Consider the following 13,205-nt stretch of genomic DNA (forward strand, 5'->3'; position numbering starts at 1 on the left):
GTGTCAAAGTCAGTCTAGATAATGGAACTATGTCGATGCCTTAAAAATGGCTAGAACCAATGCTTATTTAGAGTTAATATCTTTTTGATGCGAAAATATTGCTCATCTAAATTTGAGCCTATTTTATAGCTTTCCAAATGTTTAAATCCCACTAAAAATAATCAATTATCCAAGATAGCAATCCCCACTGATTTTGTAACATTATTCTTCCTTCTTCCTTAATTATTATGAATCAAACAGTACAAAAAATACGTTGGAATATTTACGACTTAGAAGTATTACCACAAAATGAATTCAATAAATATGAAATTATTGATGGAGAATTATTCGTTACCAAAACACCCCACTTCCGACACCAACAAATTTGTGGGAAAATTTTTCAGCAACTTAATATTTGGTCAGAATCTAATAATTTAGGAGAAGCTATTATTGCTCCTGGTATTATCTTTTCCGAGTCAGATAATGTTTGCCCAGATGTGGTTTTGGTGAGCAAAGAAAGACTATCTAAAATTGAAGATGAAGCTGGTCATCTTACAGATGCACCGGAGTTAATAATAGAGGTATTATCTCCTGGCAAAAATAATGAGCGTCGAGACAAGGAAGCAAAATTAAAATTATATTCGGTAGAGGGAGTAAGAGAGTATTGGATAGTTGATCATTTCACTAAACAAGTAGAAGTTTATCGGCGAGAAAATGCCAGATTAATTTTAGTCGCGACTCTATTAGATGGAGAGGAAATAACAACTCCATTATTACCAAATTTTTGTTGTTCTATCAGTCATTTTTTCCCAGATTAAAAAACTTGAGAATATTGGGAGAATTATTGCTAATAATAGTCATAATTCTCCTATCTAGCACTTTTGAAAATCAAAGAATGGATAAATTAACTGAATATCCCAACAAAGATGAATTAATGTAAGCATTCAGCCGTCAGATATCTGCTATCAGCTTTTAAGACAAATCTATAATTTCCAGCCATAAATATATATGGTTTGACAACTCAGATATATGATTGATAAAGTAGAAGTTAAAAGACTGCTTACTTCTTTCATTAAAAAACTAGGAGCTGACGGCTGACTCCTAATAGCTGAATGCTTACAAATTAATTAATTTCATAATTCTGTGCAACTTCACATAAAATCAGTATAAAAATCTGAGAGCTGACTACTAATATCTGTTTGCGGAGCATTCGATCACGGAAATGCTGACAAAATAACAACTCTAAATCTTTTTCGACTTACTAATTTTCTTCAAGGTAGAAGCTCGACTCGCCAACCTAATTAATTTATAGGGAGATGTGTGATTACCAACAGTAATTCGAGAAATACGGAACTGATTTTTCAAATAATTGACTCTCAGGAAATTATCATCATAAATAAATCCAGTCAAATGATATTTGGGTAACTTTCTCTCGACTCTTTTGTTAATAGCACCGAAGGGATAAGCAATATGAGCAGCAACAATTTTATTTCTATCTAAATCATTAGTACATTTCCTCAAAGCCAACTTTGCCAAATACAGTTCTACATCTAATTCTTTAGAGCTAAGTTTAGTCAATTTTTTATGAGTAAATCCATGAGATTGAATATCATAAAAATCTTTTTGATATCCTTCTCTTAAATCTTGACAACTGAGATGTGGTAAATCTTTCCCATTGTCAAATCCTAGAGTTTTAGGATTAACAAACAAAACAAACTTTACCTTCTCACCATATTTTTCTTCTATATGTTCCAATATAGGAATTCCATTTTTATGTACTCCCTTATAGCCATCATCAAAAGTCAACATTACAGGTTTTTGACCTATATGTTCAGTCGGTATAGGTTGAGATTTATCAATAAAATAGATAAACAAATCTTGAGAGGATAAAAACCAGTAATTTTTCTGTACTAAATAGTCTATAAACTTCTCTAAATCTTCTTTAGTATAATCCATATCAGACAAACGACGATATGGAGGTAAATCAGCTTTATTCTGTAAATCAATAATGTTGTGGAAACCAAAAATTGGAATTTTTACAGTAGGATATTTAACAGTTGCACCAGTCAAACCTAAAGTTACGATCAATATTAATGAAAGGTATACAAGTTTACCTATCCACTTACCTAGAAACTTAATCAAAAAAAATTCTTTGTACAATTGTAGAATAGTTAGTTTTAATTTCTCTATAATAGAGAAGAGGGGTTGAGTAGCCTTCGTACTAAGTACCCAAATCAAATTTTCAATCCATTTTTGATTAATCATATCTCTTCCTAATATTCAATCCAAAACCTATAAATTATGGACAGGTAGAGACGATAATATCACTATTTTTTCCTGACGAATCTAAAAAATTAGATAATTTTTAGTCTAATGGTTTTGTACCGTTGATTTTTCGTGATGATAAGTTTCTACTTAAATCTATAGTTTGACTAGAACAGGACTTACGGAAAGCTACTATATATAGCGTTCAAAACTATAACGTTATAGTTTTTTAGCACTATATATGTGGTCTCTGTGTAAGTCCTATAAAAAATAAGGTCTCAAGTCTCTCTACCCCCTTTTAATGGCAGGGCTGTTTCATTCTCACTCTAGGTGTACAATTATAGAGTAAGGAGCAAATTTAGTTGGTAAAATTGGCCAATATACTAATATATGAAAATATATGGAAAAAAGCCTGATTGATTACCTGAAAGAAATACCTGATTTTCGTATAGCTGAGAGGTTTTCGTCACCCCTGATGGCTGATACTGCTGCACCGTGATTATGGTAATCATAAGTGGTTATTGGGGTTATAGACAGTTAGGAAGATTTACCGAACGCCATCGTTTAACTTTAATTATAGAGTTCAAAAACTATAACGTTATAGTTTTGAACGCTATATACATGGTCTTTGGGTAAGTCCTGAACTAATTATCTAAACTTGATATAATATGATAGCGATTATTACTCAGCTATCAGCAGTTTGTTTGTTTGTAATTACATAACTTTTTAGGATAGTGAGGTAAAGTTTTAATATTAATCTCTTTTCCTGATTTCCTACTTCCTACTGTCCCATAATTTTGTACCTCATCAACTTAAAAACTGTTGTAAGACTTATGTAATCTTGGCTTAATAGCCCAATCAAAAAACTTTCTCATCTTTATCTTTTTTTATTTCCCTTTTTCCTGCTCCTGACTCCTGACTGCTTCCTAATGATTGATAATTGTTGAACCGGACATGAGTTATATAATATTTATCAAGTTAGTCAAATACACTTGTTTTTCTTATTTTGTCTTTCCTGTTATCTGTTCAAATCTTCCCTACCTCCAGAGTCAATTAAATTAATTTTCTACAGGTACTGATGTCTAATCAAAACCTTCATAATCTCACTGTTACTCAAGCTGAAAAAAATCTCCATGAATTGACTTGTCAAGATATGAAATCAGTGGAATTACAAGAGGAAAAAGCTATAACCCGTGCTGCAATCTTGTTGTTGGTAAATTCGTCTGATTATCAAATGTTAGGAATTTGTGCCGATTCAACTACTGAAGCTTTATCTACATTAGGAAACTATTTAGAAGCTTTAGGGTATCATACCACTCTGATGAATGAGTCTAATTTTCATTCGATTGAAGGGTCTGTTTATCTGAAATTTAATGGGATGAAAGAGTCATATATTATGGAATCCTATACTGGAAAATATCGAGGCGTATTAGTATCTTGTCAATCTGATGAAGCAACAGGAATTAATGGAACTTATGGTTATTTACCACTAGATTTATTTACTTAAAATAATGATTATTTTGATCTTAAATTAAGTATATTAAGGAGGGGAGAAACCAAGGTATCAAATAAGGGAAACAAAAAATTTCCGCGACTGATACATGAGATGCTAATTAGGGTTTACTGAAAAAGTCTTTTTTAAGCCTAAATTCTGCACTTCAGAATGTAGTCTAAAGCTAGGAGTCAGGAGTCAGGAGTTATAGTCAGGACTTACGCAAAGACCATGTATATAGCGTTCAAAACTATAACGTTATAGTTTTGAACGCTATATCTATATATATAGTACCTCTGGGCAAGTCCTGATAGTTTTAACTGATGGATGAGTCATCAATTAAGTAGGGTTTGCTGATAAAATATCAAAGAATTGACAGATAAAGGTTTGAGCAATTTTAGAGCTTGAAAAAGTACCAGCTTTTAAGTCGATCAAGCTGAAAAAGTGAGCATTTTTGGGTAATGGGAGGCAGAAAAATCAAGGGACTATTCTTGTCACTACCTACTCTATAACTCTCATGCCTCCTGACTCCTGACTCCTCCCCCTTACTAAAAGACTTTTTCAGTAAACCCTAAGTAAGTGTTTATATTTAATCTTTTCCTAAGAATTTGACGAATTAGAAAGGTCAGTGCGACTCGTTGGCTAGTCAAGACTGCTGAAAAGCAGGTATATCTAACCTTCCGTGACTAAGGAGGTGGTAAATATATAGTCACGAGAAAACTCTTATATCCTTCGAGGTGAAATTCCTCCGCCTTGTTGTTGGGTAGAAAGCATAGACCATACTGGAGAGAATGAACATCAAACTGGTGAAGCTGGTCTAAAAGCGGGAAAATACCAGTTACCGAGGAACGATACCGGAAGCAAAGGCTGACAAGTGGACGAACAGGAAGGTAATTAGTGCGACTCGTTCCTATTAGGAGCCTAAGCGCAACCAGAGGGGTATGAATAGGGTAAATACGAGGCCACGGCGGAAGAGCCTGTATATCTCATCGCTATATGAGGCCACCAAAGAAGAGCCTGCTAGATAACTGAGTTACGGATGTGAGTGAAAGTCTCACCCGCTAAGGGACAGCGGACTCCCGACCTGGCCACACCGAGCTAGAACTTTTCCACGCTTCAGAGTGAAGCTGGCATCAGGCCCCAACCAGAGCCAAGAGTGATAGGCGCACTGGGGGTAATGGGGAGACGGCATGGGTACCGGGGCGGAATGTCCTGAAAAAACGTCTTACTTCCCAGCAAGGAGTCACTCCAAAGTCTCCTGACCGCACACGAGCATCCCCGCGTCAAATTTAATTAGTTAGACGCATCCCTGGGGATCGTGTAGGCGAATTGGACAGCCCTAAACCGTCAAAACAATCTGTAACTCGGAACGAGGAAAAACGGCAAGCAAGTCTGGTCATGTAGGTTTTGTGGCTAGTAGGAGGGAAGCTCGGAACTCTTGCTTGACGGGTAGGATGGGGGAACACTCATTACCCCCGGCAATCAAGAAACCTCAAAGAAAGGGTGATGATGCTTAGACACCAAAAGAGTGAAGTTTCCGAAGCCTATGCGTACAGGGTAAAAACCTTTAGCCTGAAATTGCCCTGCTCGTTAGTCGAGCGCAATACGACACAGAGGTAAATAACTCCAAGGCGGTAGGCTAAAGGCACTCCCTGACTGAGACGGTGGAAGATTAGGATAATCTAAACCTTGACCCGGTGAGTGCCCTAATCAACGGGTTTTGTCTCTATTGAGATGTTACCACAGTAGCACGGAGCCGTGTGCGGTGAAAGTCGCACGCACGGCGCGTGAAGTAGAGGTGCGGAGGGTAATACCTCCCATCGACTATAACAACTCTCAATACTAATGCCCATCTCAAAGGTAGCTATGGGATGTAGGACGAAAGTCAGGGGGTCAATAGATAATCTTATTGACTTGAGATTATCAGCAACTATATCGCACCCTCCGGGAGATTTTACCCCAATAAATCAGTCGTAATAAAGGAATAAGGGAACGAGAAAACCTCTCTAATACACCTAAGAATACAGGTCGAAATCGAAGGTGCGCCATTCAAGGTAAATCTGCACTATGGTTGCAGGTCTTAGGGAGAGTAAGATTGGGTAAGAAGCATAGATTCAGAATTCAGAATTCAGAATTTAGAATTATTAAATGATTAAATTATTAAATTTAGAATTCTAATGCGCATTTTGTGGACTAACCTTTAGACCAACTGACCTTATGGAAGTAGCTCATATAAAACCAAGGTCTGAAGGTGGTGACAATACAATCAGAAATAAACAACTATTGCACCGACATTGCCACGACAGTAAAACTGCTTTAGACAAAAAAACATATCCAAAATTTAGACCCCAGGATTTACCTGAAAATTATATATGGATTAACGATATGTTAACTCTGAAGCAGGATGTACCCATGAAAAGGGACGTCTAAGAGAGGAGCCGTGTGAGGTGAAAGTCTCACGCACGGTTTTGTTAGGGCAGCTCCCCCAAAGGGGGCAGACGAGTCGGTTTGGTAACAAACTGGCTTAGTTTAACATGAAGATGATTTATATGGTATAAATACTTACTAAGCTAGAGGTCTTCATACTACTTTTAATGTTGCAATTTGACGTGCGGAATGTAGGTTTAAGGAGTAGGGGACTAGGGGAGTAATTTTTTTGCCCAACTATCTATGCGCCAGAAATGCGCTCCTTTTTGAACTTTAAGACCTAAAAATGCTAAAACATTTATCTGTCAATGCCCGTCAGAATTAATCAGCAGAGCAATAATTAGCATAATAAAGAAAAAGGAATTAGGTGATTTTACCTCAATTCCTTTTCCAAATTAATTATTATTGTGCTAATTCAGGCTCTTTCTCTACTGCTGTATCTTCTTCAGGTAGTCCGAGTATTGATTTATACATTTTGATATACTCTTTAGCTGATTTATCCCAGCTAAAGTTCTCTCTCATGCCACGTTTCTGTAACTCGAACCATTTATCTTTGAACCGGAAAGCTTCACACGCTCGAACCATTGCAGTAAGTAGGTCTAGTGGTTCATACCGATCGAAACAATAGCCAGTACCAGCATTATTAATAGGGTCATAAAAAGAGACAGTATCAACTAACCCGCCTGTACGACGCACAATAGGTACACTACCATAACGCATTGCCAATAACTGACTAATACCACAAGGTTCAAACCGACTGGGCATTAAAAAGGCATCAGTACCTGCATATATTCGTCGGGCAAGGGCATCATTATGTAAAAGTTGGACGCTCATCCGACCTGGATAACGAGTTGCTATCTGCCACATTTGGGTTTCATAGAAGCGATCGCCAGTGCCCAACAAAATAAACTGACTATCAGTATAAGCCATAAACCGATCCAAGACTTGCAGCATTAAATCAAGTCCTTTTTGCTCCACCAGTCGAGAAACCATTCCGACTAAGAAGGTATTTCTGTTAACTTCAAAACCTACCTCTTCTTGAAGAGCAACTTTATTGGCAACCCGTTTTTCTAAGGTATCGACATTATAAGTTTGAGCAATATATCTGTCATTAGCGGGATTATAAAAGTTCATGTCAATACCATTGAGGATACCCTCTAGTCTCCCACTAATAAAAGACATTAAACCATCTAGGCGTTCACCATAAGCAGGAGTTTGGATCTGACCAGCATAGGTGGGAGAAACAGTAGTTACCCGATCGGCAAATTGAACTGCTGCTGCCATTGTATTATGGCCTTCCATATACCAGGGACACCAAGTAATTCTTTCCAAGTACCAGCGCCAAGGTCCTTGATAAGCTAGGTTATGAATAGTAAATACGGTTTTAATATCTGGGGTTTCGTGCATCCAAACTGGAATCATACCAGTGTGCCAGTCGTTGCAATGAATAATGTCTGGTTTCCAGCCATTCCAGCAAAACTCAGCCGCCCCATTGGCAAATAGAGTGAACCTCCAGTCCTCATCATCTCCATAGTAGATACGACGTGGCCAAAAAGTAGGATGACCAAATAGGTACAATGGCACGTCACTTTTTGGTAGTACCGTCTCATAAATTTTGAAGTTTTGATACATGGCAGTTCCTTCCCACATGGGTTCTTCTGGAACTTCCATCTTGTCGCCTAAGAAGCCATAATAAGGCATGAAGATACGAACATCGTGACCCATTGCTCGTAGGACTTTGGGTAAGGCACCGACTACATCTGCCATCCCACCAACTTTTGCTAAAGGAGTCACTTCAGCAGCCACAAATAAAATTCGCATAATTTTTTAATTTGCGTTCCCTTTTTGATTCTCAATATCGTCATCATACCTGTATGGGCGCACTTATAGCTCAATTTAGAAGTCAGAAGTTAAAAGTCAGAAGTTAGAAGTCAGAAGTTAGAAGTTAAATTGCTGTGGCTAAATTTGAGAGGCGTGAGAATTTCTTAATTGCCCGATACTATGAGTGCTAACATTTGTTAACAATGCACAGCAAGATTAACATGCTGAGGGGGTATCTCCCAATGTCTACAAGAAAACCTGTAGACGCTTTTTAAACACTTACATCGTCTTGGTTATCGACGTCGCAGAAGTTTTAATTACTTGACCATGCGCTTCGGTAACTTATCAGGATAGAGGTTACTTAGTGGCCTGGTTTTCGACCACAAACTACTCTGTCTACAAGTGATTAGAGCAAAATCTATGGGACTAAATCAATACAACTAAATCAATATATATGAATTTATGTTAACAAATATTAGTAAATCAACAATGGTTAATCAATCTTCAGAAGTCAAAAGTGAATCTTAAAAATTTTAAATTTAAAATTTTAAAAATATTTTTGCTTATTCCCTATAACCTATTTCGTAATATGTACTTCATCAAGTAGGAAATTCCTTTATAATTTTAAGCATTAAGCTACTAGCATTTCCGTCCAGGAATGCTCCGCAAACAGCATTCAGATGTATGAACTGTATGAACTGTATGAACGTAATAACTGGACTTCTGTTAGCTGATGACCTTTTTCTTGTTCTTGATAACTTTTAATTCTCCTTGGGGACTAATTTATCTTTTCAAGATTATGAGTTAATAATTTATAGCTAATAGCTGTTAAGGTAGTTCCTCTTTAGGAGGCTAGCTGAATGCTGAATACTTACTTCTGATTTTTATTCTTTTCGACAACAATTGCGTTTTTTACCCCAAAAATTTAGTTAAATCAAATTCAGTTTCTGGCTGAGGTTTTTGATATCTCTCAGAAATTAAAACTAATAAAAGCCGTTCTGAATAATTTACTGCACCCCGCAGTTCATCTCGTAATATTTCCAATCCTCCATTGGCATATTCTTCAAATATTTTAATCCGATTTTCTTCTATTTCTTCATTGGTTTGGCAGAGAATTTTTGTATCTCTTGTGTCGGCGATCGCGATTAATTTAATAATACTTTCATATCCCCTAGACCAAAACACTTCAATATTAATTGGACCTGGTTCTCTTGGAGAAATTTCTGTTAGTGGAACTCGCTGTTTTTTCTTAATAGCTAAAGATGCAGCAAATACCATTACATCTGCATAAGTTTTAAAGGGACCTGTTTTTCCTTCTGATTCGGTTAAAGCTTTGACTAAATCTGCTTTATCTTTAGCAATTCTAATTCTGTTCATAACTAAAAAAAATAAATGTTTATACCAAAATATAGCAGTCATATTTTGAGGATAAAGAAAATATATTTGACAAAAGAAAAGCTTAAATGCCAAGGATAAAATTGGTAAGCAAAATCTTCTGAAACAAAGGAGACAGGTGATAGATAGTTCTGAGTTTCAGACTTTTAACTGGAAAAATATTAAGATATTTATACTCCTTCTACAACCTATTACTTATTAACAAATTCAATAAAGAAAATTTTTCCTTAAGCGTTAATATTCTCCTTACAAGGGAGAGGTAATTATGATTTTTTTTCTGTTTTTCATGGTATGGAAACGGCAGTCGCCAAAGTAATTTTTCTTAATCGTTAAAAATTACCTACACAAACAACAGGATAATAAACTAAAACTTTTTTCTAGGTATATTAGTTAGTATGTTTCTTCTAGACTATATTTTTAATATTTTCTATTTAGTATTATTTTCTTCTATCCATAACAACATAGTTTGATTCTCAAAATCTCCTTTACTTGCCCTCTTTTTGTCTTGTTCTAATCCCACTTGATGATGAGAAATACCGTAACTTTTTAGTAAAGCATCTACTACTTCTAACAAGTCAGCTATTTCTATGACTAAATCAGTGTTATTTGCTGTAGCCACTTCTTGGGCTTCTTCAATTATTTTTCGCCGTAATGCTTGCTGATATTCTATTTCTGAGAGAGTTACAGCTTGGCATTCTAGACCACTTTTACGGATAATTTCTGGAATACGATCACGGACTAATTTATTATATTCTTTACGCATAATGGTATTGCCTCATTCACTAATTTTTGTCTGTTGGTTGAACTTATACCAAACACCATATATAAAATATATACTAAGTTGCTACCAATATATTGCTACCAATATACTGACTCTCTAGTCAATAGTGCGTAGTTTATTTGTAACTAGAGTCAAAATTTTCTGTTCCTTGAAATTCATTAACTATCTTGATAATAATAATTATGAATTTCCCTATCAAAGACTATAAGCTATAAGTAGATGAATTTAAAAGTAATTATTCATAGATGAATTGTGCCTCTGGTTAAATTACTAAAATTGCAAAATATCATAGGGTTATTACAGTCAATATATATTAGTATAAGTAGGTAAACAAAATTTAAAAATAACTATAGGAAGTAAATTTTCCCAAACTATAGCTAAATTTTCTAGTGGTTTAATAACCAAATCCCGACTAATTTTTCTTCTTTAATATTAACTTTATTTATGACCAATAAATAAAATATACAATCTCCTTTTTAAAGGTAGTAAAAAAGAAAATTCCTGATTTTGTTGCCTCCCTATTACTGGAGGTACTGATAACTGATAACTCAAATAATCCAGTATTTACCATGACTAAAAATTTTCTAAAATCTCTACAGAATGTAGGAATACTGCTATCTTTATTTCTGCTGATTTTAAGCATAAATTCCTGCGCTATCAACAATAATATAGTTACCAATTCAGAGAGAATTTACCAATATAGAACTATCCATAATCCTGAAGGTATTGGGAAATTTTATATGGGTCGAGAAATTGCTAAAGTAATGGTACATGAAGGGGCTGGATGGCTAGAAAGACCTAGTAGAAGCAATCAAGAAAAACCTGAAAATGCTATTAATAATCTTGAATTAAAATCTACAGATGTTGTAGCAGATATTGGTGCTGGTACTGGCTATTTTACTTTTAGAATTAATCCTTTAGTTCCAGAGGGAAAGGTACTAGCAGTAGATATACAAGCGGAAATGTTAGAGTTAATTAATTTTGTTAATAATGAGGAAAATATTACTAATGTTGAGACAATTTTAGGTGATGTGGATAATCCAAATTTACCGCCATCTAGTGTTGATATTGCTTTATTAGTTGATGCTTATCACGAGTTTGAATATCCACGAGAAATGATGTTAGGAATATTTGAGGGATTGAAACCTGGTGGGCGAGTAGTTTTATTGGAATATCGGAGTGAAAATCCAATGATTATGATTAAGGGTTTACATAAGATGAGTGAAAAACAGGTGAAAAAAGAAATGAAAGCTGTAGGTTTGGTTTGGCAAGATACTAGATATTTTTTACCACAACAGCATTTTTTAGTGTTTAAAAAGCCTGATATTTCTTTGTGAAATTACAGTAGGGAAATAATGATATATATCAACATATAAGTAGATATAAGTAGAGTAGTTTCTCCAATGTCATAAGCTTTCCTTTTTGATAATTAGCACCCTAGGAGCGTGTTAATTATTCTTATGTTTACTTTTCCCTCACTCCCCCACTCCCCCATTTCCTTACTACTCTACTTCTCAGCTCAAGATACGGGTTGAAAAGTTTTTGAGAAATGGTATTGTTTCCTACGGACTAATTGCCCTTGATACTAAGCTTTGAAATGAGGAATGTAGATTTTAAGTATGGATGGATTTTTTGTAGTCAATGAATAAATTAATTATTTGTAGCCTTATCTCATACCAAATACGGTTATTAGAAGCACCTTTTTCACCCATCCTCTTTCCCTATTTTATTTCTTAATCTCCTGACTTCTGTAGGGGTGATTTCCGTTTGTCATGCTCCTAAGGCAGGCGTTTACGTTTGCAGAGCATTCCGAAGGAAAGTATTCCGGAACGGAAATCACCCCTACTCCTGAGGAATGAGCCAAAAACTCGCAACAAACCCCAAGATACTGTTAGGGCTTTTATACGCAATAGAAGAGAAATTTCACTATCCACCTCTATCTCGCAGGCGCTTGATAAAATGAAACTATTATTGCTCTATACGCAATAGAAGAGAAATTTCACTATCCACCTCCATCTCGCAGGCGCTTGATAAAATGAAACTATTATTGCTCTATAGAAGCCCTAACCGTATCTCCAGAAAATAGGTTCTGGTGGAGAATTAATTGATAAAAAATGGGTAATAATTGATTTGATGATGGGATGAGTGGCAGATATCTAATACACCCCATCTCCCCATCTCCCCCACTCCCCCGCTCCCGTACTCTCAATCTATAATTTTAAATAGATCCTTTCAGGGGTTCTATAAGCACTTCCCCATCTCCCCATCCCCCCACTTCCCTAAAAGGATACTTTATCAACCGAATTTAGTATCAGGATTATGCAATGAGAATTTTTTACATAAAACTCAATTCAAAGATAGTAATTGTAAGTCTTTTTATTCTGTCTAAATTTTTTCCTAATCTGACCAATCCAAAGACCATTTTTTTTGGGGTAACTTAGTAGTTGGAATATTGTTATGAGCAGTCTTTCTTTGAATATTTATTGCTTGAGAGACCCAACTTCTCACCATACTTAGACTAGGTAAAAATTGTACTAATTGTTGTTGACGATTAACTTTCATCATCTGGGAATGAAGTGTTTCAGGAAACCGATCTTTTAATTCGGAAATTGTATCTATTCCCAGGGCTGATAATAGTGGAAAATATTCTATGTTTATACCTTTTATTTGTAATAAACTAGCAAAATTAACCCACTTAATAATCAGGTTTTTTTCTATATTAGTAGCTTGTTCTAATTCTTCTATTCCTGTCAAAGAGGAACATTTTTCTAATAGCTCTTCAATATTATTAATACCTACTCCTGCTAACTTATCAGTATAGATAGAATTAATACCTTCAAGATCTTGAATTTTATGTATCATTGTTATCTCCTATTCAGTGTTTATTTTTCGAACATTCGTAAGTCTTCAGCTATTAGCGATTAGCTCATCCTATGGAATGCTATTGTCATCTCTGCTGCTTTAGTGGCAAAAAGCAGAGATGACAATAGCACAATGCAAAATCATTAATATCCAGAATAATTGCCAGTTAATTTCAATCATAAT

General features: G+C 35.4%; 8 protein-coding genes and 1 pseudogene. 4 read left to right on the forward strand and 5 right to left on the reverse strand.

The features are described from left to right. Positions 1-227: 227 nt before the first annotated feature. Positions 228-797 carry a Uma2 family endonuclease gene (locus tag ACP6PK_RS07895; protein WP_426559142.1) on the forward strand — a complete coding sequence of 190 codons (570 nt, stop codon included), beginning with the start codon at positions 228-230 and terminating at the stop codon, positions 795-797. A gap of 424 nt (positions 798-1,221) precedes the next feature. Here ACP6PK_RS07895 and ACP6PK_RS07900 read toward each other — a convergent pair whose 3' ends face one another. Continuing rightward, positions 1,222-2,244, reverse strand: coding sequence for a polysaccharide deacetylase family protein (locus tag ACP6PK_RS07900; protein WP_426559143.1), 1,023 nt, complete (start codon positions 2,242-2,244; stop codon positions 1,222-1,224). 1,078 nt (positions 2,245-3,322) lie between these two features. Here ACP6PK_RS07900 and ACP6PK_RS07905 point away from each other — a divergent pair. Both ACP6PK_RS07905 and ACP6PK_RS31660 read left to right on the forward strand, forming a co-directional pair. Beyond that, positions 3,323-3,751 carry a DUF1824 family protein gene (locus tag ACP6PK_RS07905; RefSeq protein WP_426559144.1) on the forward strand — a complete coding sequence of 143 codons (429 nt, stop codon included), beginning with the start codon at positions 3,323-3,325 and terminating at the stop codon, positions 3,749-3,751. A gap of 2,163 nt (positions 3,752-5,914) precedes the next feature. Next, positions 5,915-6,264, forward strand: a pseudogene (locus ACP6PK_RS31660) (HNH endonuclease); the annotation flags it as partial. 301 nt (positions 6,265-6,565) lie between these two features. On the opposite strand, the gene glgA reads toward ACP6PK_RS31660, so the two are convergent. The 3 genes from glgA to ACP6PK_RS07925 all read right to left on the reverse strand — a co-directional run bounded on the left by glgA (position 6,566) and on the right by ACP6PK_RS07925 (position 10,142). Then, positions 6,566-7,984, reverse strand: coding sequence for a glycogen synthase GlgA (gene glgA, locus ACP6PK_RS07915; RefSeq protein ID WP_094673576.1), 1,419 nt, complete (start codon positions 7,982-7,984; stop codon positions 6,566-6,568). A 912-nt stretch (positions 7,985-8,896) separates the two neighbouring features. Then, positions 8,897-9,361, reverse strand: coding sequence for a DNA phosphorothioation-associated protein 4 (locus ACP6PK_RS07920; protein WP_094673577.1), 465 nt, complete (start codon positions 9,359-9,361; stop codon positions 8,897-8,899). Positions 9,362-9,806: 445 nt separating this feature from the next. Next, positions 9,807-10,142: a nucleoside triphosphate pyrophosphohydrolase gene (locus ACP6PK_RS07925; protein ID WP_094673575.1), complete on the reverse strand. Its 336-nt coding sequence runs from the start codon at positions 10,140-10,142 to the stop codon at positions 9,807-9,809. Between the two features lie 758 nt (positions 10,143-10,900). On the opposite strand from ACP6PK_RS07925, the gene ACP6PK_RS07930 reads away from it, so the two are divergent. Next, positions 10,901-11,497, forward strand: coding sequence for a class I SAM-dependent methyltransferase (locus tag ACP6PK_RS07930; RefSeq protein ID WP_426559145.1), 597 nt, complete (start codon positions 10,901-10,903; stop codon positions 11,495-11,497). Positions 11,498-12,557: 1,060 nt separating this feature from the next. Here ACP6PK_RS07930 and ACP6PK_RS07935 read toward each other — a convergent pair. Beyond that, positions 12,558-13,022 (reverse strand): DUF4332 domain-containing protein, encoded by a 465-nt coding sequence (locus tag ACP6PK_RS07935; protein WP_426559146.1) that lies wholly within the window; start codon positions 13,020-13,022, stop codon positions 12,558-12,560. Positions 13,023-13,205: the final 183 nt, after the last annotated feature.

The organism is Dapis hubbardiae BLCC-M172, assembly GCF_050016015.1.
GTDB lineage: Bacteria > Cyanobacteriota > Cyanobacteriia > Cyanobacteriales > Microcoleaceae > Trichodesmium.

Bases quoted from the DNA above. Each gene is read 5' to 3' on its own strand.
- ACP6PK_RS07895 (WP_426559142.1), top strand. From the start codon at position 228: ATGAATCAAACAGTACAAAAAATACGTTGGAATATTTACGACTTAGAA.
- ACP6PK_RS07900 (WP_426559143.1), bottom strand. From the start codon at position 2,244: ATGATTAATCAAAAATGGATTGAAAATTTGATTTGGGTACTTAGTACG.
- ACP6PK_RS07905 (WP_426559144.1), top strand. From the start codon at position 3,323: ATGTCTAATCAAAACCTTCATAATCTCACTGTTACTCAAGCTGAAAAA.
- glgA (WP_094673576.1), bottom strand. From the start codon at position 7,984: ATGCGAATTTTATTTGTGGCTGCTGAAGTGACTCCTTTAGCAAAAGTT.
- ACP6PK_RS07920 (WP_094673577.1), bottom strand. From the start codon at position 9,361: ATGAACAGAATTAGAATTGCTAAAGATAAAGCAGATTTAGTCAAAGCT.
- ACP6PK_RS07925 (WP_094673575.1), bottom strand. From the start codon at position 10,142: ATGCGTAAAGAATATAATAAATTAGTCCGTGATCGTATTCCAGAAATT.
- ACP6PK_RS07930 (WP_426559145.1), top strand. From the start codon at position 10,901: ATGGGTCGAGAAATTGCTAAAGTAATGGTACATGAAGGGGCTGGATGG.
- ACP6PK_RS07935 (WP_426559146.1), bottom strand. From the start codon at position 13,022: ATGATACATAAAATTCAAGATCTTGAAGGTATTAATTCTATCTATACT.